The organism is Glycomyces sp. NRRL B-16210, assembly GCF_000719515.1.
Classification (GTDB): Bacteria; Actinomycetota; Actinomycetes; order Mycobacteriales; family Micromonosporaceae; genus Glycomyces.
The window spans coordinates 73,208-95,006 of record NZ_JOGR01000003.1; the positions used below are offsets into that span (position 1 = coordinate 73,208).

Annotated in this window: 19 protein-coding genes; 2 read left to right on the top strand and 17 right to left on the bottom strand. The window is 67.5% G+C overall.

Translation table 11 applies throughout. From position 1 onward, the window contains the following. Window positions 1–3 precede the first annotated feature (3 nt). From rplB to IF12_RS0104740, 10 genes are all read right to left on the bottom strand, one after another. On the bottom strand, window positions 4–846 hold the full coding sequence (gene rplB, locus IF12_RS0104695; RefSeq protein ID WP_030155135.1) for a 50S ribosomal protein L2: 843 nt from the start codon (window positions 844–846) through the stop codon (window positions 4–6). A 21-nt stretch (window positions 847–867) separates the two neighbouring features. Then, window positions 868–1,182: a 50S ribosomal protein L23 gene (gene rplW, locus IF12_RS0104700; RefSeq protein ID WP_030155137.1), complete on the bottom strand. Its 315-nt coding sequence runs from the start codon at window positions 1,180–1,182 to the stop codon at window positions 868–870. Beyond that, a complete protein-coding gene (gene rplD / locus IF12_RS0104705) occupies window positions 1,179–1,829 on the bottom strand; it encodes a 50S ribosomal protein L4 (RefSeq protein ID WP_030155139.1) in 651 nt (216 codons plus the stop codon). Before rplD ends, rplW begins: the two co-directional genes overlap by 4 nt. Before the next feature lie 2 nt (window positions 1,830–1,831). After that, the gene (gene rplC, locus IF12_RS0104710) at window positions 1,832–2,479 is read right to left on the bottom strand and encodes a 50S ribosomal protein L3 (protein WP_030155140.1); all 648 of its coding nucleotides are present in this window, start codon (window positions 2,477–2,479) and stop codon (window positions 1,832–1,834) included. Between the two features lie 7 nt (window positions 2,480–2,486). After that, window positions 2,487–2,795 (bottom strand): 30S ribosomal protein S10, encoded by a 309-nt coding sequence (gene rpsJ / locus IF12_RS0104715; RefSeq protein WP_026922761.1) that lies wholly within the window; start codon window positions 2,793–2,795, stop codon window positions 2,487–2,489. Between the two features lie 424 nt (window positions 2,796–3,219). Further along, window positions 3,220–4,413, bottom strand: coding sequence for an elongation factor Tu (tuf, locus tag IF12_RS0104720; RefSeq protein WP_030155145.1), 1,194 nt, complete (start codon window positions 4,411–4,413; stop codon window positions 3,220–3,222). Window positions 4,414–4,542: 129 nt separating this feature from the next. Next, the gene (fusA, locus tag IF12_RS0104725; RefSeq protein WP_255343533.1) at window positions 4,543–6,648 is read right to left on the bottom strand and encodes an elongation factor G; all 2,106 of its coding nucleotides are present in this window, start codon (window positions 6,646–6,648) and stop codon (window positions 4,543–4,545) included. A 15-nt stretch (window positions 6,649–6,663) separates the two neighbouring features. Then, window positions 6,664–7,134, bottom strand: a complete 471-nt coding sequence (rpsG, locus tag IF12_RS0104730) for a 30S ribosomal protein S7 (RefSeq protein ID WP_030155149.1) — start codon at window positions 7,132–7,134, stop codon at window positions 6,664–6,666. Between the two features lie 2 nt (window positions 7,135–7,136). Further along, the gene (gene rpsL / locus IF12_RS0104735; protein WP_030155151.1) at window positions 7,137–7,508 is read right to left on the bottom strand and encodes a 30S ribosomal protein S12; all 372 of its coding nucleotides are present in this window, start codon (window positions 7,506–7,508) and stop codon (window positions 7,137–7,139) included. A 624-nt stretch (window positions 7,509–8,132) separates the two neighbouring features. Then, window positions 8,133–8,489: a hypothetical protein gene (locus IF12_RS0104740; RefSeq protein ID WP_133884397.1), complete on the bottom strand. Its 357-nt coding sequence runs from the start codon at window positions 8,487–8,489 to the stop codon at window positions 8,133–8,135. Between the two features lie 115 nt (window positions 8,490–8,604). Between IF12_RS0104740 and IF12_RS0104745 the strand changes: the two genes are divergently transcribed. Beyond that, entirely contained in the window at window positions 8,605–8,835 is a 231-nt protein-coding gene (locus IF12_RS0104745) for a ribbon-helix-helix domain-containing protein (protein ID WP_030155155.1), read from the top strand. Further along, window positions 8,822–9,172: a type II toxin-antitoxin system PemK/MazF family toxin gene (locus tag IF12_RS0104750; protein ID WP_030155157.1), complete on the top strand. Its 351-nt coding sequence runs from the start codon at window positions 8,822–8,824 to the stop codon at window positions 9,170–9,172. Before IF12_RS0104745 ends, IF12_RS0104750 begins: the two co-directional genes overlap by 14 nt. On the opposite strand, the gene IF12_RS22665 is transcribed toward IF12_RS0104750, so the two are convergent. From IF12_RS22665 to rplJ, 7 genes are all read right to left on the bottom strand, one after another. Next, on the bottom strand, window positions 9,169–9,345 hold the full coding sequence (locus IF12_RS22665; protein ID WP_156036811.1) for a hypothetical protein: 177 nt from the start codon (window positions 9,343–9,345) through the stop codon (window positions 9,169–9,171). The genes IF12_RS0104750 and IF12_RS22665 overlap by 4 nt on opposite strands. 122 nt (window positions 9,346–9,467) lie before the next feature. Beyond that, complete coding sequence (locus IF12_RS0104760; RefSeq protein ID WP_030155159.1) at window positions 9,468–13,352, bottom strand: DNA-directed RNA polymerase subunit beta'; 3,885 nt, start codon at window positions 13,350–13,352, stop codon at window positions 9,468–9,470. Window positions 13,353–13,440: 88 nt separating this feature from the next. After that, window positions 13,441–16,872, bottom strand: a complete 3,432-nt coding sequence (locus tag IF12_RS0104765; protein WP_030155161.1) for a DNA-directed RNA polymerase subunit beta — start codon at window positions 16,870–16,872, stop codon at window positions 13,441–13,443. 886 nt (window positions 16,873–17,758) lie between these two features. Continuing rightward, the gene (locus IF12_RS0104770; protein ID WP_030155163.1) at window positions 17,759–19,015 is read right to left on the bottom strand and encodes a hypothetical protein; all 1,257 of its coding nucleotides are present in this window, start codon (window positions 19,013–19,015) and stop codon (window positions 17,759–17,761) included. 198 nt (window positions 19,016–19,213) lie between these two features. Beyond that, window positions 19,214–20,464: a hypothetical protein gene (locus tag IF12_RS0104775; protein WP_133884398.1), complete on the bottom strand. Its 1,251-nt coding sequence runs from the start codon at window positions 20,462–20,464 to the stop codon at window positions 19,214–19,216. Window positions 20,465–20,713: 249 nt separating this feature from the next. Next, the gene (rplL, locus tag IF12_RS0104780) at window positions 20,714–21,091 is read right to left on the bottom strand and encodes a 50S ribosomal protein L7/L12 (protein ID WP_030155166.1); all 378 of its coding nucleotides are present in this window, start codon (window positions 21,089–21,091) and stop codon (window positions 20,714–20,716) included. Between the two features lie 36 nt (window positions 21,092–21,127). Beyond that, window positions 21,128–21,664 carry a 50S ribosomal protein L10 gene (gene rplJ / locus IF12_RS0104785; protein ID WP_030155168.1) on the bottom strand — a complete coding sequence of 179 codons (537 nt, stop codon included), beginning with the start codon at window positions 21,662–21,664 and terminating at the stop codon, window positions 21,128–21,130. Window positions 21,665–21,799: the final 135 nt, after the last annotated feature.

Sequence of the window (21,799 nt, forward strand, 5' to 3'; positions counted from 1 at the left end):
GGCTTACTTCCCCCGCTTCCGGCTGGCGTTGCGACGACGGACGATGAGCCGGTCGTTCGGGTGCTTCTTCTTCCGGGTGCGACCCTCGGGCTTGCCCTGCGGGTTCACCGGGTGGCGACCACCGGAGGTCCGGCCCTCGCCACCGCCGTGCGGGTGGTCGACGGGGTTCATGACGACACCGCGGACGGTCGGGCGCCAGCCCTTCCAGCGCATGCGGCCGGCCTTGCCCCAGTTGATGTTGCCCTGCTCGGCGTTGCCGACCTCACCGACGGAGGCGCGGCAGTTGACCAGGACCAGGCGGATCTCGCCGGAGGGCATGCGCAGGTGCGCGTACTTGCCTTCGCGGGCGAGGAGCTGGATGGACGCGCCGGCGCTGCGGCCCAGAGCGGCGCCGCCGCCGGGCTTGAGCTCCACCGCGTGGACCGTGGTGCCGACCGGGATGTGACGCAGCTCCAGCGAGTTGCCGGGCTTGATGTCGGCCTCCGGGCCGTTCTCGATCACGTCACCCTGCTTGATGCCCTTGGGGGCCAGGATGTAGCGCTTCTCGCCGTCCGCGTAGTGCAGCAGCGCGATGTTCGCGGTGCGGTTCGGGTCGTACTCGATGTGCGCGACCTTCGCCGGCACGCCGTCCTTGTCGTGGCGACGGAAGTCGATCACGCGGTAGCGGCGCTTGTGCCCGCCACCGCGGTGACGGGTCGAGATCTTGCCCGAGTTGTTGCGGCCGCCGGTCTTCGTCAGCGGGCGGACCAGCGACTTCTCCGGGGTCGAACGGGTGATCTCGGCGAAGTCGGAGACGCTGGACCCACGACGCCCAGGCGTCGTCGGCTTGTACTTGCGAATAGCCATATCGGTTTGCTCCCTGCGTCCCTAAGAGATCTGTCCGCCGAAGATCTCACCGAGGCGACCGGGGTCGCCCTCGACGGTGACGATCGCGTGCTTGACGCTCTTACGCTGGCCCCAACCGGTGCGGGTGCGCTTGCGCTTGCCCGAGCGGTTCAGGGTGTTGACGCTCTTGACGTCCACGTTGAAGATCTGCTTGATGGCGATCTTGATGTGGCTCTTGTTGGCGCGCGGGTCGACCTCGAAGGTGTACTTGCCCTCGCCGAGGAGGGTGTAGGTCTTCTCCGAGATGACCGGCTTGATGATGATGTCGCGCGGGTCGGCGACGGTCACTTCGCTCACGCCGCGACCTCCTGCTCAGTCCGGTCAGCGATGAACGCCTCGATGGCGGCCTCGCTGAACACGATGTCCTCGTTGTTGAGCACGTCGTAGGTGTTGACCTGGCCCCAGTCGAGCAGGTGCACCTCGGGGAGGTTGCGCAGGCTCAGGGCCGCGGTCCGCTCGTCGCGGGTGAGGACCACGAGGACCTTGCGGGCCTCGGTGATCGCCGCCAGCGCAGCCTGAGCGGTCTTCGTCTTGGGCGCGTCGCCCTCGATGAAGGCGTCGATGACGTGCACGTTCTCGCCGCGGACCCGGTCGGTGAGGGCGCCGGCGAGTGCCGCCGCCTTCATCTTCTTGGGGGTCCGCTCGGCGAACGACCGCGGCTTGGGGCCGTGGACGATGCCGCCGCCGGCGAACTGCGGGGCGCGGGTCGAGCCCTGACGGGCGCGGCCGGTGCCCTTCTGGCGGTAGGGCTTCCTGCCGCCGCCGCGGACTTCGCCGCGGGTCTTGGTGCTGGCGGTGCCCGCGCGGCCGGCGGCGAGCTGGGCCGTGACGACCTGGTGCATGAGCGGAATGTTCGGCTCGATGTCGAAGATCGACGCGGGCAGCTCGATGGTCTTGCCCGTGGCCTCGCCGGAGGCGTTCTTGACGTTCAATTCAAGGCTCATGATTAAGCCACCTGCTTCACTGCCGTGCGGACGAGCACCAGGCCGTTCTTCGGACCCGGGACGGCGCCCACGATGAGCAGCAGACCGCGCTCGGCGTCGACCGCCTGGATGCGCAGGTTCTGCGTGGTGTGACGGGCGTGGCCCATGCGGCCGGCCATGCGCATGCCCTTGAACACGCGACCGGGCGTGGCGCACCCGCCGATGGAGCCGGGGGCGCGGTGCACCTTGTGCGCGCCGTGGCTGGCGGGCAGGCCCTTGAAGCCGTGGCGCTTCATGACGCCGGCGAAGCCCTTGCCCTTGGTGGTGCCGGTGACGTCCACGATCTGGCCGGACTCGAAGATCGTCGCTTCGATGGTCTGGCCGAGGTCGTAGTCGGCGGCGTCCGAGGTGCGCAGTTCGACGAGGTGGCGACGCGGGGCGACGCCGGCCTTCTCGAAGTGGCCCTGGATCGGCTTGGTGACGTTCTTGAGTTTGATGTCGCCGAAGCCCAGTTGGACGGCCGAGTAGCCGTCGACGTCGGGTTTGCGAACCTGGGTGACCACATTGGGCCCGGCCTGCACCACGGTGACGGGAACGGCGCGGCCGTTCTGGTCCCAAACCTGGGTCATGCCGAGCTTGGTGCCCAGGATTCCCTTGATCTGCCTGTCCATTGGTCCCCTACAGCTTGATCTCGATGTCGACACCGGCCGGGAGGTCAAGGCGCATCAACGAGTCGACCGTCTTCGGGGTCGGGTCGAGAATGTCGATGAGGCGCTTGTGCGTGCGCATCTCGAAGTGCTCGCGCGAGTCCTTGTACTTGTGCGGCGACCGGATGACGCAGAAACGGTTGATCTCGGTCGGCAGCGGCACCGGCCCGGAGATGGCAGCACCGGTACGAGTGACCGTCTCCACGATCTTGCGGGCCGAGGAGTCCACGACCTCGTGGTCGTAGGCTTTCAGCCTGATGCGGATCTTCTGTCCCGCCATGATTCCTTACCTAACGTAAATTGGCTGTTCAGACCGCTCCACGCGGTCGGGCGTGTCGCGAGTGCGAGACTGGCACGGGCACAGCAGTGCCCTCTCCTGATCTCTTGAGCTCGCCCGCCTGCCCGTCGTGAACGGTCCCTCTCAGCGCAGTCAAGTGCCTACTGGGGCCCGCGGGCCGGGCGTGAGCACCGACGCGATCGCAGTGCACGGCACTGGAGGCGTCGGAGCGTACGCAACCTGAATATTATGCCTGCTCCCCCGTTACGCCAGCAAGCTGGGGTCGGGGAACAGTGGGACAGGTTACGCGTATGCGCATGTAATCGCGCCTGGAGACCGAACCGGCGGGGATGCCCCGTCACGGAACGGACCTTGTGAGACGCGAGTGCACCGGGGCGACCCGATGGGTCGCCCCGGTGCGGCGGTCTTACTTGACGACCTTGGTGACGCGGCCGGAGCCGACGGTGCGGCCACCCTCGCGGATCGCGAAGAGGAGACCCTCGTCCATCGCGATGGGCTGGATGAGCTCGACCTTCATGTCGGTGTTGTCACCGGGCATGACCATCTCGGTGCCCTCGGGGAGGGTCACGACGCCGGTCACGTCCGTGGTCCGGAAGTAGAACTGCGGACGGTAGTTGTTGAAGAACGGCGTGTGGCGCCCGCCCTCGTCCTTGGACAGGATGTAGACCTGCGCCTCGAAGTCGGTGTGCGGGGTCGTGGTGCCAGGCTTGACGACGACCATGCCGCGCTCGACCTCTTCGCGCTTGGTGCCGCGGAGCAGGAGGCCCACGTTCTCACCGGCGCGCGCGTCGTCGAGGGTCTTGCGGAACATCTCGATCGCGGTGACCTTGGTGTTGATCGAGCCCTCGCGGATGCCGACGATCTCGACCTCCTCGTTGGGGAGGAGCACACCCCGCTCGACGCGACCGGTCACGACGGTGCCGCGGCCGGTGATGGTGAAGACGTCCTCGATGGGCATGAGGAACGGCTTGTCCATCTGACGCTCGGGCTCGGGGACCGAGTCGTCGACGGCCTGCATGAGCTCGGCGACGGCGTCGACCCACTTGGCCTCGCCCTCGAGGGCGCCGAGGGCCGAGACCTGAACGACCGGGGCGTCGTCGCCCGGGAAGTTCTGGTCGGACAGCAGCTCGCGGACCTCCATCTCGACGAGCTCGAGGATCTCCTCGTCGTCGACCATGTCGGACTTGTTGAGCGCCACGACGATGTACGGGACACCGACCTGGCGGGCGAGCAGGACGTGCTCACGGGTCTGCGGCATGGGGCCGTCGGCCGCGGAGACGACCAGGATCGCGCCGTCCATCTGGGCCGCGCCGGTGATCATGTTCTTGATGTAGTCGGCGTGACCGGGGCAGTCGACGTGCGCGTAGTGCCGGCTCTCGGTCTGGTACTCGACGTGCGAGATCGAGATGGTGATGCCGCGCTGCTTCTCTTCGGGCGCGTTGTCGATCTCGTCGAACGGCGTGTACGGGTTGATGTCCGGGTGCTTGTCGTGCAGCACCTTCGTGATCGCGGCGGTGAGCGTGGTCTTGCCGTGGTCGACGTGACCGAGCGTGCCGATGTTCACGTGCGGCTTGGTCCGCTCGAACTTTTCCTTAGCCACTTCGTCCTCCTGTGGACTGGGTAAATCTGGTTTGACTTATCTGACCTATTGCGTCGCTTCGAAGCGTCAGCGCCGGTGCAGGCAACAGGTGGTCGGCGGGAGGCGCCCAGGCTTGGACGCCCGAACCGCCTACTCGCCTGTCGCCTTGGCGATGATCTCCTTGGCGACGTTCGCCGGGACTTCGGCATAGGTGTCGAACTGCATCGAGTAGTTCGCGCGGCCGGCCGTCTTCGACCTGAGGTCGCCGACGTAGCCGAACATCTCCGACAGCGGCACGACGGCCTTGACCGTGCGGTCGTTGCCCCGTTCGCCCATCTCCTGGACCATGCCACGACGGGAGTTGATGTCGCCGATGACGTCGCCCATGTTGTCCTCGGGACAGATGACCTCGACCGACATCATCGGTTCGAGGATCACCGGGCGCGCCCGCTTGGCGGCTTCCTTGAGCACCATGCGGCCGGCGATCTTGAAGGCCATCTCCGAGGAGTCGACCTCGTGGTACTGGCCGTCGACCAGTTCCAGCTTGACGCCCACCAGCGGGTAGCCCGCCAGGACGCCGTCCGACAGGGCGCTCTCCGCGCCGGCCTTGACCGACGGGATGTACTCGCGCGGGATGCGACCGCCGGTGATCTTGTCGTCGAAGGCGAAGATCTCGTCCTCGTTCGACTTCATCTCCAGCGGCTCGAGGTTGACGAGCACGCGCGCGAACTGACCGGAACCGCCGGTCTGCTTCTTGTGCAGGTACTCGACCTTCTCGACGCGCTGCGTGACCGTCTCGCGGTAGGCCACCTGCGGCTTGCCGATGTTGGCCTCGACGTTGAACTCCCGCTTCATGCGGTCGACCAGGATGTCGAGGTGCAGCTCGCCCATGCCGGAGATGATCGTCTGGCCGGAGTCCTCGTCGGTCTTGACCCGGAAGGTCGGGTCCTCCTCGGCGAGGCGCTGGATCGCGGTGGCCAGCTTGTCCTGGTCGGCCTTCGACTTGGGCTCGATGGCCACGTCGATGACCGGCTCGGGGAAGATCATCGACTCCAGGATCACCTGGCTGCCGGAGTCGCTCAGCGTGTCACCGGTGGTGGTGGCCTTGAGGCCCTGCACCGCGATGATGTCGCCGGCCTGCGCCTCCGAGCGCTCCTCACGCTTGTTGGCGTGCATCTGGTAGATCTTGCCGACGCGCTCCTTGCGGCCCTTGGTCGAGTTGATGACCTGGGTGCCGGTGGAGACCGTGCCGGAGTAGATCCGGACGTAGGTCAGGCGGCCGAGGTGCTTGTCGGTCTGGATCTTGAAGGCCAGACCGGCGAAGGGCTCCTCGACGTCCGCGTGGCGCTCGGCGGGGGTCTCGTTGTCGGTGAGGGTCCCCTGGATCGCCGGGATGTCGAGCGGGCTCGGCAGGTAGTCCACGACCGCGTCGAGCAGGGGCTGGACGCCCTTGTTCTTGAACGCGGTGCCGCAGAGCACCGGGTTGATCTCGTTGGCGATGGTGGCCTTGCGGATCGCCGCCTTGACGTCGGCGACCGAGATGTCCTCGCCCTCGAGGAAGCGCTCGGCGAACTCGTCGTCGACGTCCGAGAGGGTCTCCAGGAGCTTCTCGCGGTACTCGGCGGCCTGGTCGGCCAGATCCGCGGGGATCTCCTCGACCGTGTACTCCTCGCCCAGACCGGTCTCGCCGCGCCACACCTTGGCGTGCATCTCGACCAGGTCGACGACGCCGATGAAGTCGGACTCGTTCCCGATCGGGAGCTGGAGCACCGCGGTGTTGGAGTTGAGGCGGTCCTGCATCATCTCGACGCAGCGGAAGAAGTTCGCGCCGGTGCGGTCGAGCTTGTTGACGAAGCACATGCGCGGGACGTCGTACTTGTTGGCCTGGCGCCACACGTTCTCGGTCTGCGGCTCGACGCCGGCGACGCCGTCGTAGACGGCGATCGCGGAGTCCAGGACGCGCAGCGAACGCTCGACCTCGACGGTGAAGTCGACGTGGCCGGGCGTGTCGATGATCTGGATGATGTGGTCGTCCCACTGACACTTGGTAGCGGCGGAGGTGATCGTGATGCCACGCTCCTGCTCCTGCTCCATCCAGTCCATCGTGGCGGCGCCGTCGTGGACCTCGCCGATCTTGTGCGACACGCCGGTGTAGTACAGGATGCGCTCGGTCGTGGTGGTCTTACCGGCGTCGATGTGGGCCATGATGCCGATGTTGCGGAGCTTGGCGAGTTCCGCGTTAGCTTTGTTAGCCACGATGTCTCCTCTGCACTACCAGCGGTAGTGCGCGAATGCCTTGTTGGAATCGGCCATCTTGTGCGTGTCCTCGCGCTTCTTGACCGCGGCGCCGAGGCCGTTCGAGGCGTCGAGGATCTCGTTCGTCAGACGCTCGACCATGCTCTTCTCGCGGCGGTCGCGGGAGTAGCCGACCAGCCAGCGCAGGCCGAGGGTCGTGGCGCGCTGCGGGCGCACGTCGACCGGGACCTGGTAGGTCGCGCCGCCGACGCGTCGGGAGCGGACCTCGAGGGTCGGCTTGACGTTGTCGAGGGCGCGCTTGAGGATCACCACGGGGTCGGAGTCGGCCTTCTTGCGGCAGTTCTCCAGGGCTTCGTAGACGATGCGCTCGGCGAGGCGGCGCTTGCCGTCCTTGAGGACCTTGTTGATGAGCTGGGTGACGAGCACCGAGTTGTAGACCGGGTCGGCGGTAAGCGGCCGGCGCGGCGCGGGACCTTTACGCGGCATGCTTACTTCTCCTTCTTCGCGCCGTAGCGGCTGCGGGCCTGCTTGCGGTCGCGGACGCCCTGGGTGTCGAGCGCGCCGCGGATGATCTTGTAGCGGACGCCGGGGAGGTCGCGGACCCGACCGCCGCGGACGAGCACGATGGAGTGCTCCTGGAGGTTGTGGCCCACACCGGGGATGTAGGCGGTGACCTCGGTGCCGTTCATGAGGCGAACGCGGGCGACCTTGCGCATCGCGGAGTTCGGCTTCTTGGGCGTGGTGGTGTACACGCGAGTGCACACGCCACGGGCCTGCGGGCTGCCCTTCAGCGCGGGCGTCTTGGTTTTGCTGGACTTGACCTTGCGGCCGTTCCTGACCAGCTGCTGGATGGTTGGCACTAAGCCGACCCCTCTCAACATCTCGAGTGGTTGCGTATTCCTGTCCTTGCGGCGCCATCTGTTCACCCGCGCGCGAACCGGGCCCGCGAAGGCCTGGCTCAACGGCGTGGGATCCCGTCCCCCGCGTTCGGGCGTGTCGCGTCTCTCCGGACCCATACCGGCCACATCGGCAGACCGAAGTCCGCCGTTCAGGCTGGTTCAGACGCGTTCGTGAATCGCTCTCGAAGGAGATTGACTATCGCAGTCAATATTCACGAAGCCCCCAGTGCGAGGGATGCGTGCCGATGACGCCAACTGGCGGGACCTGAATCCCGACACCTTGCAGGCACGCAACCTGGCCTGGCTCTCACGGGGACCGAGCTGCCGGAGTTGACAGGGCCACCATGCCGCTCAAAGCGGTGTCCAGGCGCAAGGGAGAAGCCTACCTACCCTAACGAGCGGGGTCAAAGCCGTTTTCGCGCCGCGGGGCATCCGTGGCAAGTGTCACGGAAAGCGGGGCGAGAGGCGTTGACCTGTTCGTTCGGTGCGGTAGACACACCGTGGACCATCTTAGCTCGCGGAACGGGGCCCGTTTGAGGGGGATGCCCTGTCGGAGGCCCTGTTCACCATGGGTTCGCCCGGGGGTCACGCCGAGTGGGCGACGTCGCCGCCGTAGGTGGGGGCGCCGGCGTGGCGGGCGAGGCCGATCACCCAGACGAGCAGGGCGGCGAGGATCACGGCGGCGGTGATGAGCAGGGCGATGCGGGAGAGGCGGCGGACGGAGGCGAGCTGGGAGGCGCCGAGGAGGAAGCCTTCGGAGGCACGGATATCGGCTTCGGCCTGGCGGGCGAGCATGAGGGCGATCAGGGCGGGGATGGCGCCGCCGATGAAGGGCGACAAGGCGACGGCCACTCCGGCGAGCAGCCGGGCGGCCACGAGCTTGGTCGACTCCACCGGCTCCGGATCATCCGGATGCCGAACCCCGCGCTGCATCTGAACCACCCGCCCATCGTAGGCCGTTGCGGCGAGCACCACACCGACACACCTTCGACGCATCCTCGCAAATCCTCCAGTCGAGTTGCCCGATCAGGTAGCAATTACAGGTATGATCACAAGTATGAAAGTGAGCCTGAGCATTCCCGACGAGGACATCCGCTTCCTCGACAACTTCGCCAAGGCGCACGGCATCCGCTCCCGATCCGCCGCGGTCCAGCACAGCATCGCGCTGTTGCGCGAGGCGGAGCTCGGCGACCAGTACGAAGCCGCTTGGGATGAGTGGTACGCCAGCGAGGACGCCGCACTCTGGGACTCCATCACCGGTGATGGGATGACCGATGCGGAGGGGTGACATCTACCTGGTCGACTTCGAGCCGGCGCGCGGTTCGGAGGCGAACAAGGTCCGCCCGGCGATCATCGTCACCAACGATCACGCGAATCGCCGCGCCGAACAACTCGGCCGCGGCATTCTCGCGGTGGTGCCGACGACGACGAACACCAAGAAGATCTACCCGTTCCATGTCCTGCTGCCCGCTGAGCGCAGCGGCCTCGATCACGACTCGAAAGCGCAGGCCGAACTGCTCAAGGCGGCCGACGTCGAGCGAATCTACAACCGCGTCGGATCGATCGACGCCGAGCTGCTCGCCCAACTCGACGACGCCATCCGCGTCCATCTCGACTTGCGCTAGCCCCCGTCCGCCTCCCCGGACCGATTCCGCTTCGCGATCTCCTGTCTGCGGCGTGCCGCTTCCACGAAGAGCGACAGCAGATAATCCTGCAAGGACTGGCTGCGGCGCTCCGCTTCGGCCACGAGCGCGTCGTGGACTTCGATCGGAACATCACGGATCTCGACGGTCACCATGTACACGTTCTACATGCGCATGACGGCTCCGCCGCTGTGAAACGCCGGTGGGCCGGTGGCGCTTCGCGCCACCGGCCCACCGGTTTCTTCGTGCCGTCGGGAATCGGCAGGGTGTTGCTTTTCTAGAACGAGCCCAGGTCGTAGGAGTCCTCGAGGCTCACGGCCGGGCCGCCGCCGTAGGCGAAGGCGTTGGCCGTGGTGTCCTCGTACCCGCCCAGCGAGTACACGGCCGCCTTGGCCTCCTCGGTCGGCTCCACCGTGACATTGCGGTACTTGGCGATACCGGTGCCCGCGGGGATCAGCTTGCCGAGGATCACGTTCTCCTTCAGGCCGACGAGGCTGTCGGACTTGCCGGAGATCGCCGCCTCGGTGAGCACCCGGGTCGTCTCCTGGAACGAGGCCGCGGACAGCCACGACTCGGTCGCCAGCGACGCCTTGGTGATGCCCATCAGCTGCGGGCGGCCGGAGGCCGGCTCGCCGCCGTCGGCGATGATCTTGCGGTTCTGCTCCTCGAACTCCAGGCGGTCGACCAGGGAGCCCGGCAGGAACTCCGAGGTGCCCGAGTCGATGATCGTGATCCGCTTGAGCATCTGGCGCACGATGATCTCGATGTGCTTGTCGTGGATCATCACGCCCTGCGAGCGGTACACGTCCTGGACCTGCTCCACCAGGTGGCGCTGGACCTTCCGCGGACCGAGCACGCGCAGCAGCTCGTGCGGGTCGATGGTGCCCTCGACGAGCTTCTCGCCGACCTCGACGTGCTCGCCGTCGCCCACGCGCAGGCGCAGACGCCGCGGCACCTTGTCGACCACGATCTCCTCAGACCCGTCGTCGGGGCTGATGATGATCTTGCGGCTCTTCTCGGCGTCCTCGATCCGCACGGTCCCGGCGGCCTCGGCGATCGGCGCCTTGCCCTTCGGGATGCGCGCCTCGAAGACCTCCTGCACACGCGGCAGACCCTGCGTGATGTCGTCCCCGGCCACACCGCCGGTGTGGAAGGTCCGCATCGTCAGCTGGGTGCCGGGCTCGCCGATGGACTGCGCGGCGATGATGCCGACGGCCTCGCCGAGGTCCACCTTCTCGCCCGTGGGCATCGACCGGCCGTAGCAGGCCGCGCACACGCCCTGGCGGGACTCGCACGTCAGCACCGAGCGCACCTTCACCGTCGCGACGCCCGCGGCGACGAGCTCGGCGATGTGGTCGGAGTTCAGCGCCGTGTTGCGCTCCATGACGACCTTGCCGTCGACCTCGACGTCCTCGGCGAGGTTCCTCGCGTCGATCGCGGTCTCGACCTGGTCGTTCTCGATGAACCGGCCGTCGACCTCGATCGAGACCTGGAAGTCCAGGGCCCGGTCGGTGCCGCAGTCGTCCTCGCGGATGATGACGTCCTGCGACACGTCCACCAGACGACGGGTCAGGTAACCCGAGTCGGCGGTCCGCAGCGCGGTGTCGGCGAGGCCCTTGCGCGAACCGTGCGTCGAGATGAAGTACTCCAGCACCGTCAGGCCCTCGCGCAGCGAGGACTTGATCGGACGCGGGATGATCTCGCCCTTCGGGTTCGCCACCAGGCCGCGCATGCCGGCGATCTGGCGGAGCTGGAGCATGTTGCCCCGGGCGCCCGAGTTGATCATCTGCCACAGCGGGTTCTCCGGCTGGAGCGTCTCGTTCAGGTCGTCGAGCACCTCGGCGGTCGCCCGCGTCCAGATCTCGGTCAACTCGCCGCGGCGCTCCTCGGCCGTCATGAGGCCGCGGACGTACTGCTTGTCGATCTTGGCCGAGTCGCCCTCGTACTTCTCCAGGATCTCGGCCTTGTGCGCCGGCTCCACGACGTCCTCGATGCCGATGGTCACACCCGACCAGCCGGCCCACTTGAAGCCCGCGGACTTCAGCGCGTCCAGGCAGGCGCCCAGCTGCACCTTCGAGTAGTGCTCGGACAGGTCGTGGATGATGTTCGACAACTGGCCCTTGCGGACCTCGTAGTTGACGTACTCGAAGTCCGGCGGCAGGCACTCGTTGAAGAACACCCGGCCCAGCGTCGTCTCGACCAGCAGCGGCTCGCCCGGGGTCCACTCCTCGGGAGCGGTCCACGCCTCGGCGGGCCCGTTGTTGATCGACTCGATGCCGTCCAGGCGGATCCGGATCGGGGCCTGGAGGTCCAGCTCCCCGCGGTCCTTCGCCATCTGCGCCTCGCCGACGTCCGAGAACGCCCGGCCCTCGCCGACGCGCCCTTCGGAGCGGTGCGTCAGGTAGTACAGGCCGATGATCTGGTCCTGCGTGGGCAGGGCCACCGGCTTGCCGTCCGAGGGCTTGAGGATGTTGTTCGAGGCCAGCATCAGGATGCGGGCCTCGGCCTGGGCCTCGGCCGACAGCGGCACGTGCACGGCCATCTGGTCGCCGTCGAAGTCGGCGTTGAAGGCGGTGCACACCAGCGGGTGGAGCTGGATGGCCTTGCCCTCGACCAGCTGCGGCTCGAAGGCCTGGATGCCGAGGCGGTGCAGCGTGGGCGCGCGGTTGAGCAGGACCGGGTGCTCGGAGATGACCTCTTCGAGCACGTCCCACACGACCGGGCGCGCGCGCTCGACCATGCGCTTGGCCGACTTGATGTTCTGCGCGTGGTTGAGATCCACCAGGCGCTTCATCACGAACGGCTTGAACAGCTCCAGCGCCATCTGCTTGGGCAGACCGCACTGGTGGAGCTTCAGGCGCGGACCGACCACGATGACCGAACGGCCCGAGTAGTCCACGCGCTTGCCGAGCAGGTTCTGGCGGAACCGGCCCTGCTTGCCCTTGAGCATGTCCGAGAGCGACTTGAGCGGACGGTTGCCCGGGCCCGTGACCGGGCGGCCGCGGCGGCCGTTGTCGAACAGCGCGTCCACCGACTCCTGGAGCATCCGCTTCTCGTTCGCCACGATGATCTCGGGCGCGCCCAGGTCCATCAGGCGCTTGAGGCGGTTGTTGCGGTTGATGACGCGGCGGTACAGGTCGTTGAGGTCCGAGGTCGCGAACCGGCCGCCGTCGAGCTGCACCATCGGGCGCAGCTCCGGCGGGATCACCGGCACGCAGTCGAGGACCATGCCCAGCGGCGAGTTGCCGGTGGCCTGGAACGCGGCGACGACCTTGAGGCGCTTGAGCGCCCGCAGCTTCTTCTGGCCCTTGCCGGTCGCGATGGTCTCGCGCAGGCTGATCGCCTCGGCGTCCAGGTCCAGGTTCTGAAGGAGCGCCTTGATGGACTCCGCGCCCATGCCGCCGGAGTAGTACTCCCCGAAGCGCTGCTGGAGCTCGCGGTAGAGCATCTCGTCGCCGATGAGCTGGCGCACCTCCAGCTTGCGGAAGGTGTCCATGACCTCGTCGAGGCGGTCGATCTCGCGCTGCGCCTTGTCGCGGATCTGGCGCATCTCGCGCTCGCCGCCGTCCTTGACCTTGCGGCGGACGTCGGCGCGGGCGCCCTCGGCCTCCAGCTCGGCCAGGTCGGCCTCGAGCTTCGAGGCGCGCTCCTCGATCGCGGCGTCGCGCTGCTGCTCCAGATGCCGCTTCTCGGCGACGATCTCGTTCTCCAGGGTCGGGAGGTCCCGCTGGCGGGCCTCGTCGTCGACCGCGGTCACGACGTACGCCGCGAAGTAGATGACCTTCTCGAGGTCCTTCGGCGCCAGGTCCAGCAGGTAGCCCAGACGGGAGGGCACGCCCTTGAAGTACCAGATGTGCGTCACCGGGGCGGCGAGCTCGATGTGGCCCATCCGCTCGCGGCGGACCTTCGAACGCGTCACCTCGACGCCGCAGCGCTCACAGATGATGCCCTTGAACCGGATGCGCTTGTACTTGCCGCAGTAGCACTCCCAGTCCCGGGTCGGACCGAAGATCTTCTCGCAGAAGAGTCCGTCCTTCTCGGGCTTGAGGGTTCGGTAGTTGATGGTCTCGGGCTTCTTCACCTCGCCGTGTGACCACTGCCGGATGTCCTCGGCGGTGGCGAGGCCGATCTTCAACTTGTCGAAGAAGTTGACGTCGAGCACTGAACTCTTCTTCCCCTTGATGCTTCTTTAAGGATGGATGAGACGTTGGGGAGGGCGACGGTCTGGGGACCGCCGCCCTCACTCGACGTCAGGCGCTTTCGAAGTCCACGCTGGAGGGCTCTTCGTGGGACAGGTCGATCCCGAGCTCCTCTGCGGCGCGGAAGACCTCGTCGTCGCTCTCGGTCATCTGGATGGCCTGCCCGTCGGCGGACAGGACCTCCACGTTGAGGCAGAGCGACTGGAGCTCCTTGAGCAGCACCTTGAACGATTCGGGGATACCCGGCTCGGGCACGTTCTCGCCCTTGACGATGGCCTCGTAGACCTTCACGCGGCCGACCACGTCGTCGGACTTGATCGTCAGCAGCTCCTGCAACGCGTACGCCGCGCCGTAGGCCTGCATGGCCCAGCACTCCATCTCACCGAAGCGCTGGCCGCCGAACTGGGCTTTGCCGCCCAGCGGCTGCTGGGTGATCATCGAGTACGGACCGGTCGAACGCGCGTGGATCTTGTCGTCGACCATGTGGTTCAGCTTCAGGATGTACATGTACCCGACGCTGATCGGGTCCGGGAACGGCTCGCCCGTGCGACCGTCGAACAGCTGCGCCTTGCCCGTGGGGGCCACCATGCGCTGGCCGTCGCGGTTGGGGAGCGTGCTCGCCAGGACGCCCTGGACCTCGTCGGGGTGGGCGCCGTCGAACACCGGCGTCCCGACCTTCGAGTCCGCCGGGGCCTCGTCGGCCCCGATGGCCTGGAGCGCCTGCTGCCAGGCCTCGTCGAAGCCCTCCAGCTTCCAGCCGGCCTTCGCCGCCCAGCCCAGGTGGACCTCGAGCACCTGGCCGATGTTCATTCGGCCCGGCACGCCCAGCGGGTTGAGCAGGATGTCGATCGGGGTGCCGTCGGGCAGGAACGGCATGTCCTCCTGCGGCACGACCTTGGAGATGACGCCCTTGTTGCCGTGGCGGCCGGCGAGCTTGTCGCCGACGCCGATCTTGCGCTTCTGCGCGATGTAGACGCGCACCAGCTCGTTGACGCCGGGGCTCAGCTCGTCGCCGTCCTCGCGGGAGAAGGTCCGGACGCCGATGACCGTGCCGGCCTCGCCGTGCGGGACCTTCAGGGAGGTGTCGCGGACCTCGCGGGCCTTCTCGCCGAAGATCGCGCGCAGCAGGCGCTCCTCGGGGGTCAGCTCGGTCTCGCCCTTCGGCGTGACCTTCCCGACGAGGATGTCGCCGTCCTCGACCTCGGCGCCGATGCGGATGATGCCGCGGTCGTCGAGGTCGGAGAGCATCTCCTCGCCGACGTTCGGGATGTCGCGGGTGATCTCCTCCGGACCCAGCTTGGTGTCGCGGGCGTCGACCTCGTGCTCGTCGATGTGGATCGAGGTGAGCACGTCCTCCTCGACCAGACGCGAGGAGAGCACGATGGCGTCCTCGAAGTTCTGGCCCTCCCAGGTGGTGAAGGCGACCAGCAGGTTCTTGCCGAGGGCCATCTCGCCCTTGTCGGTCGAGGGGCCGTCGGCGATCGGCTGGCCGGCCTCCACGCGCTCGCCCTCGGTGACGAGGGGCACCTGGTTGATGCACGAGCCCGCGTTGGAGCGGCGGAACTTGTGCAGCAGGTAGGTGCGGCGCATGCCGTTGTCCTGCGCGATGGTGATGTAGTCGGCGCTGGAGTCCTCCACGACGCCGTCGGACTCGGCGACGACCACGTCGCCGGCGTCCACCGCGGCGCGGTACTCCATGCCGGTGCCCACCAGCGGCGAGTCGGTCTTGATGAGCGGGACCGCCTGGCGCTGCATGTTCGCGCCCATGAGGGCGCGGTTGGCGTCGTCGTGCTCCAGGAACGGCACCAGCGCGGTCGCGACCGAGGTCATCTGGCGCGGCGAGACGTCCATGAAGTCGATCTCGTCGGCCGTCAGGAGCTCGGCCTCGCCGCCGCGGCCGCGGGCCAGGACCTGCGTGTCGAGGAACGTGCCGTCCTCGTTGAGCAGCTGGTTCGCCTGCGCGATGGTGAAGCGGTCCTCTTCGTCGGCCGTGAGGTACTGGATCTCGTCGGTGACCTTCGAGTCGACGACCTTGCGGTACGGCGTCTCGATGAAGCCGAACGGGTTGACCCGAGCGAAGGTCGACATGGCGCCGATGAGGCCGATGTTCGGGCCTTCGGGCGTCTCGATCGGGCACATGCGGCCGTAGTGCGACGGGTGCACGTCGCGCACGTCCATGGCGGCGCGGTCGCGGGAGAGGCCACCGGGGCCGAGCGCCGAGAGGCGACGGCGGTGGGTCAGACCCGCGATCGGGTTCACCTGGTCCATGAACTGCGACAGCTGCGAGGTGCCGAAGAACTCCTTGATCGCGGCCACCACGGGGCGGATGTTGATCAGGGTCTGCGGCGTGATCGCCTCGACGTCCTGGGTCGTCATCCGCTCGCGCACGACGCGCTCCATGCGCGACAGGCCCACCCGGATCTGGTTCTGGATGAGCTCGCCGACGGTGCGCAGGCGGCGGTTGCCGAAGTGGTCGATGTCGTCGGGGCCGTAGCCGGGCTCGGCCGAGTGCAGCCGCAGCATGAACTCGATCGTCGAGGCCAGGTCCTCCTCGGTCAGGACGCCCGTGGAGATCGGGGAGTCCAGGCCGAACTTCTTGTTGACCTTGTAGCGGCCGACCTTCGCCAGGTCGTAGCGCTTCTTGTTGAAGAACAGGTTCTCCAGCAGCGACTGCGCGTTGTCCTTGGTCGGCGGCTCGCCCGGGCGGAGCTTGCGGTAGATGTCGAGCAGGGCCTCGTCCTGCGAGTTGATGGTGTCCTTCTCCAGGGTCGCCATCATGAGCTCGGACCAGCCGAAGCGCTCGCGGATGCGGTCGTTGTCCCAGCCGATCGCCTTGAGCAGGACGGTCACGGCCTGGCGGCGCTTGCGGTCGACGCGCACGCCCACGGTCTCGCGCTTGTCGATGTCGAACTCGAGCCAGGCGCCGCGGCCGGGAATGACCTTGGCGCTGGTGAGGTCGCGGTCGGAGGTCTTGTCGGGTTCCTTCGAGAAGTACACGCCGGGCGAACGGACGAGCTGCGAGACGACCACCCGCTCGGTGCCGTTGATGATGAAGGTGCCCTTCGGGGTCATCATGGGGAAGTCGCCCATGAAGACCGTCTGGCTCTTGATCTCGCCGGTGGTGTGGTTGATGAACTCCGCCGTGACGAACAGCGGGGCGCAGTAGGTGAGGTCCTTCTCGCGGCATTCCTCGATCGGGGCCTTGACCTCGTCGAACCTCGGGTTCGAGAAGGACAGGCTCATGGTGCCCGAGAAGTCCTCGATCGGGCTGATCTCCTCGAGGATGTCACCCAGGCCGCTCTCGGCGTCCTCCCCCACGCGGGCGCGGTAGGAATCGTTGCCGACGAGCCAGTCGAACGAGTCGGTCTGGAGCGCCAGAAGGTTCGGGACTTCGAGTTTCTCTGCGATCCTGCCGAAAGAGATACGGCGAGGTGCGTGCTTGCTCTTGCTGGAGCTGGTCTTGCCAGTGCGGGAAGCTGCCAAGATTCGTCCTTCCGAGGACCTGAGTGTTACGACGGCCGGCGCATGCCACAGTCACCGCATCAATGCGGGATCGACGAGAACAGCCGGAGACGGGCAGCGAGTCGAGCGGTCAAGCCAGCATGGCATTGAACGTCGGTCGATAGCCTGGAATCCCCACCGTCCACGACCCTCACCGCGTCAAGAAGGCGTGAAGGAGGCAGCGCAAATTAATACCCTAGCGTAAGCTCCGGCCGACTGTCAACCGCCCCACCGCGTGGTGGGGTACGTGGTGACGACAATCTCTCCCGCTGCCGAAGTTCCTCCAGTAAACACTGCTCGATCCGCGGGCTCGCACGCTTTGCCCGGACCGTCCTGCCTCCGGGCCGCGATCGCGGCCCGTGCGCCCGCCCGCGGAGCCGGGACGGTGCCCGCCACTGCTGAACGTAGCGCGCGCCACGCAGTGGCGCTTGAGGAACTAGTTTGCAGGATCAAGTCACACTTCGTCAAGTCAGGCGTCTAATTCGCCCGGATGCGCCCCTTCGGCCCCGACGCCGGAACCGGGGCCGGCGCGGGCCTCGGGAACGGGCCGGCGGGCAGGCGATCCGCAGCGCAATGCGGCCGTGACCGGACACGGAGCGACCGAGCGGCGGCGGGCGCGCGGGGGCAGGGAAGGGCCCGGGGATCGCCGGGCCCGGGCGTGTCGCGGCGGAGGTTCGTGTTCGGTCGCCGACGCTGCGTGGCGGTGCGTTGGCGGTTCAGTGCTTGATGGTTCGGTGCTCGGTGGTTCGGTGCGGGTGCGGGACGCCGTCGCGTCGCCTGCCGTCGGCCCGGGCCGCTCTCGCGGACCGGGCCCGACCGCATCGCGGCGTCCCGCCCTCGCACTGCCGGCGGCCCTCGCGGAACCGCCTCATCGGTACAACGAGCGGGCGCCGCGAAGGTGACGCGCGCTCAAGGCTCCGGATCTTAAGGAGCCGATCAGTTCCTGGGACTTGGCGAGGGCCTCGCGGATCTGCTCCTGCCAGGCGTAGAGCTCGGGCTCGATCGACTGGTAGTACTCGAGGTGCACCGCCTCCCACTGGGCCGGGGACGTCTCGCGCAGCCCGCTCTCGTCGCCGCACTCGACGAAGTCGACCGCGACCCCGGTCTCGTACTGGCGCAGGCCTTCGAAGTCGGAGGGGAGGTCCGAGGGCGGGGCGGGGACCCCTTCGGTGTAGTCGGCGCCGTCGCTGGAGGTCCACTGCCCGGAGTAGACGCCCGTGAAGTAGGCCCAGATGCTGAGGTCGCCGAGTTCGGAGAACTCCCATTCGCCCCGGCCGCGGTCGATGAGGCAGTCGACGAACGCGGACTCCTCGTCGGCGACGCGTTCGCGGTAGGTCGGGACGACCTGGGCCCAGCCCTCGCCTTCGAATTCGGGCGAGGAGGGGCGCCCGGTCCACCGGGAGCTGCCCGTCTCCTCGTCGATCACGAGTTCGGGCTCGCCGTAGAGGGACTCGACCATCTCGAGATAGCAGCCGCCCGGGGCGGGCGTGGTCCGGATCCCGTCCTCGTCGCGGTACTGCGCTTCGAGCTCCTCGTCGGCGAGGCCCTGCCAGACGGCGTACTCCTCGCCGCCGTAGGCGATGTACCAGGCGAGCCGGTCATCGGGCGAGAGCGCGTCGAATGCCGAGTTGTCGATCGGGTCCGAGTCGCCCATGGGGCCGCCGGACTCGGGCGAGCCGTCGAAGCCCTCCGAGTCCCCGGACCGGCGGGACTCGCGGTATTCGTCGTAGTCGGGCGCTTCCATGCCCTCCGCGGTGTCGGCCCAGGCGCCGAAGCCCCACTTCGCCGCGATGTCGGGCTCGGGGAAGAGGCCCTCGATGGGGTCGCCGATCGCGAGCGAATCGGCCTCGTAGCCGCCGATCTCCATGATCGTGAACCGGTCGTGGACGGTGAACCCCCGGTCCTCCAGGCACTGGGTGAGGATCCGGTTCTCGGCGGCCACCAGTTCGCGGACGAGCCGGCCGGACTCGTTCAGCAGGCCCAGCAGGTCGGTCTCGGTCTGCTCCTGCGAGGTGCCCGCGCCGCTTCCCTCCGTGCCGTCCTCGTCCGAGGCGGTGCACGCCGCCGAGGCGGCGAGCGCCGCGGCGAGCGCGACCGCCCCGATGCTTCTGTTCCACTGTGTCATTTCGCTTCTCTCACTGACGGGGGTCGAGCGTTCTCCCCGTAGACGACTCGGGCCGATCGATCCGTTGCAACCGGGACCCGAGGTTCCGCCCGTCCGTGCGGGGCCGGGCACGGGGAAGCCCGGGCCGCACCCCATCTGCGCGACCCGGGCCCATTACCCCGATAGAGGGTGGCTGTTGCGTGCTCGGCGGTCCCCCGCTCAGGCGTCCAGGAGCTCCTGGGCCTTGGAGAGGTACTCGTTCATGTCCTGCTGCCAGCTGTAGGTGTCCTCTTCGATGGCCTTGTAGGCCTCGAAGTGGAGCTCCTTGTAGGCCTTCTCGGAGGCCTCGGCGTAACCGGTCTGATCGCCGCAGTCGGCGAAGTCCTGGGCGGTCTGGATCTCGAAGGCCTTCCACTCCTCGTAGGAGTCGCCGACGTCGTCGGGGACCGGCGGGACGTCGACGCTGGAGTCGCCCCACATCATCCGCTCCTGCTCGAAGTCGCTGGCGTTCTGGTAGTAGATCTCGGCGAAGAACTCCCAGATGGGCAGGCCGTTGTACTCGTCGAACTCCCAGTCCTCCAAGCCCTTCTCGGCGAGGCAGTCGAGGAACTCGTACTGGAGGTCGGCCATGGAGTCGGTGTAGCCGAACTCGATGTCCTCCCACATGGACTCCTGGTTCTCGGCGGGGTTCTGGGGACGGTAGGTCCAGTAGGAGTACGAGCTGCTCTCGCCCTCGCCCTCCCAGGTCTCCTCGACCAGGCGCGGCTCGCCGTAGAGGGCCTCGATCATCTCGAGCTGGCAGCCGCCCGGCTTGGGCTCCTCCCAGGACTCCTCCTCGAAGTCGATCTCGCCTTCGGGGAGTTCGCCCTCGGGAAGCTCCTCCTCGTCGAACTCCTCGCCCTCGGAGTAGTCGCCCTCGAAGCCCTCGACCCACTCGGACTCGGTGCCGTAGGCCATCTCCACGTACTCCGCGCCCTGGTAGGCGACGTACCAGGCGTACTGCTCGGCGGGGGGCAGCGCCTCGAACTCGGAGTTGTCGGGGTCCTCCCAGCCGTCGTCCTCCCACTTCTCCTCCTGGGAGGCGTAGTAGTCCTCCGCGGAAGGGTCCTCCCAGCCGTCGGGGCTGTTCGCCCACTGCCCGAAGCCGTACTCCGCGGCCTCCTCGGGATCGATGAGGAACTGCTCGTGGGGGTAGTAGGAGGTGAGCGAGTCCACCTTGGGCGACTGGTACGCCATCATCGACCACGCGTCGTGAACGGTGAAGCCCTCGTCCTCGAGGCAGTTCTGGACGATGCGGAACTCGGCGGCCATGAGCTCGCCCTCGATCCGGAAGCTCTCGTTGAGCATCGCGACGAGGCGGTCCTCCTCGGACTCCGGCTCCTCGCCTCCGATGCCGAGCATGCCGCAGCCGCTCGTGAGTACGAGTACGGCCGCCGCGCCGATTCCGGCGGCCCCTCTCAATGCGGGCATCGTCCATCTCCTTGCGTGTCGGGGGGTGTTCTAACCGCAAGACGTGGCGGCCGCGCCGATTCGTTGCAGCCGAGGGCGAATCTTCTCAGAAATATCCCCGGACGAGCCCATCGAGACCGTTTCGTTCCCTTGCGGCGGTGGGAGATCGGGAGGCGGATACGACGAGACCGGGCCCGCGCCGCCTGTCGGCGGTGCGGGCCCGGTCCGGCGGCGCGAGGCCCGAGGGCCCCGGCGTCGCCGCGTTCGCGACTACTTGAGGGAGACGCTGGCGCCGGCGCCCTCGAGGGCTTCCTTCGCCTTGTCCGCGTCTTCCTTCTTCGCGCCTTCGAGGACGGCCTTGGGGGCGCTCTCGACGAGCTCCTTGGCTTCCTTCAGGCCGAGGCCGGTCAGGGCGCGGACTTCCTTGATGACCTTGATCTTCGACTCGCCGGCCGAGTCCAGGACGACGTCGAAGGTGTCCTTCTCGACAGCGGCTTCCTCGCCGCCGGCGGCGGGGGCGGCGACGGCGACCGCAGCGGCGGCGGAGACGTCGAACTCCTCCTCGAACGCCTTGACGAACTCGGAGACCTCGAGGAGGGTCATCTCCTTGAAAGCGTCGAGCAGTTCCGTGGTGGACAGCTTGGCCATGGTGGTTCCTTTCTTTAAAGTCTCGGGCCAGCGGGGCTATTCCCCACTCGCCGCTTTCTTGTCCTGCAGAGCCGTACCGAGCCGGGCCACCTGCGAGGCAGGGGCGGCGAGCACGGAGGCGGTCTTCTGCGCAGTGGCCTTGAGCGCGCCGGCGAGCTTGGCCAGGAGCACTTCGCGCGACTCGAGGTCGGCGAGCCTGGTGATCTCATCGACGGAGAGGGCCTTGCCCTCCATGTATCCGCCCTTGATGACCAGGGATTCGTGCGTCTTGGCGAAGTTGCGCAGGCCCTTGGCGGCTTCCACCGGGTCGCCTTCGATGAAGGTGATCGCGGTGGGACCGGTGAACAGGTCGTCCAGACCGGTCACGCCGGCCTGGTTGGCGGCACGCTTGGCGAGGGTGTTCTTGGCGACGCGGTAACGCGTTCCCTCGCCGAGGGAACGCCGCAGCTCGCGGAGCTCTGCAACGGTCAGTCCGCGGTACTCGGTGAGCACTGCGGCGGTCGCGTTGGAGAAGTCGTCGGCGAGTTCGGCGATGGCGGTCTGCTTACCCGCCGGGTATTCCCGTTCAGCCATATTTCCCTCCTTTCTCGGCTGATCAATCCTCAACCGTCACGGAGGCGACAAGAAAGGCGCCCCAGTGGGACGCCTCATGAGACAAACGGCCATGGCCGCTTCGAGTCGCCCTACGTTGGCCCCAGGATGGTTTAC

Coding starts and splice junctions, on each gene's coding strand:
- rplB (WP_030155135.1), bottom strand. CDS start 846: ATGGCTATTCGCAAGTACAAGCCGACGACGCCTGGGCGTCGTGGGTCC.
- rplD (WP_030155139.1), bottom strand. CDS start 1,829: ATGAGCCTTGAATTGAACGTCAAGAACGCCTCCGGCGAGGCCACGGGC.
- rplC (WP_030155140.1), bottom strand. CDS start 2,479: ATGGACAGGCAGATCAAGGGAATCCTGGGCACCAAGCTCGGCATGACC.
- rpsJ (WP_026922761.1), bottom strand. CDS start 2,795: ATGGCGGGACAGAAGATCCGCATCAGGCTGAAAGCCTACGACCACGAG.
- rpsG (WP_030155149.1), bottom strand. CDS start 7,134: ATGCCGCGTAAAGGTCCCGCGCCGCGCCGGCCGCTTACCGCCGACCCG.
- IF12_RS0104745 (WP_030155155.1), top strand. CDS start 8,605: ATGAAAGTGAGCCTGAGCATTCCCGACGAGGACATCCGCTTCCTCGAC.
- IF12_RS0104750 (WP_030155157.1), top strand. CDS start 8,822: ATGCGGAGGGGTGACATCTACCTGGTCGACTTCGAGCCGGCGCGCGGT.
- IF12_RS22665 (WP_156036811.1), bottom strand. CDS start 9,345: ATGGTGACCGTCGAGATCCGTGATGTTCCGATCGAAGTCCACGACGCG.
- IF12_RS0104770 (WP_030155163.1), bottom strand. CDS start 19,015: ATGACACAGTGGAACAGAAGCATCGGGGCGGTCGCGCTCGCCGCGGCG.
- IF12_RS0104775 (WP_133884398.1), bottom strand. CDS start 20,464: ATGCCCGCATTGAGAGGGGCCGCCGGAATCGGCGCGGCGGCCGTACTC.
- rplL (WP_030155166.1), bottom strand. CDS start 21,091: ATGGCCAAGCTGTCCACCACGGAACTGCTCGACGCTTTCAAGGAGATG.
- rplJ (WP_030155168.1), bottom strand. CDS start 21,664: ATGGCTGAACGGGAATACCCGGCGGGTAAGCAGACCGCCATCGCCGAA.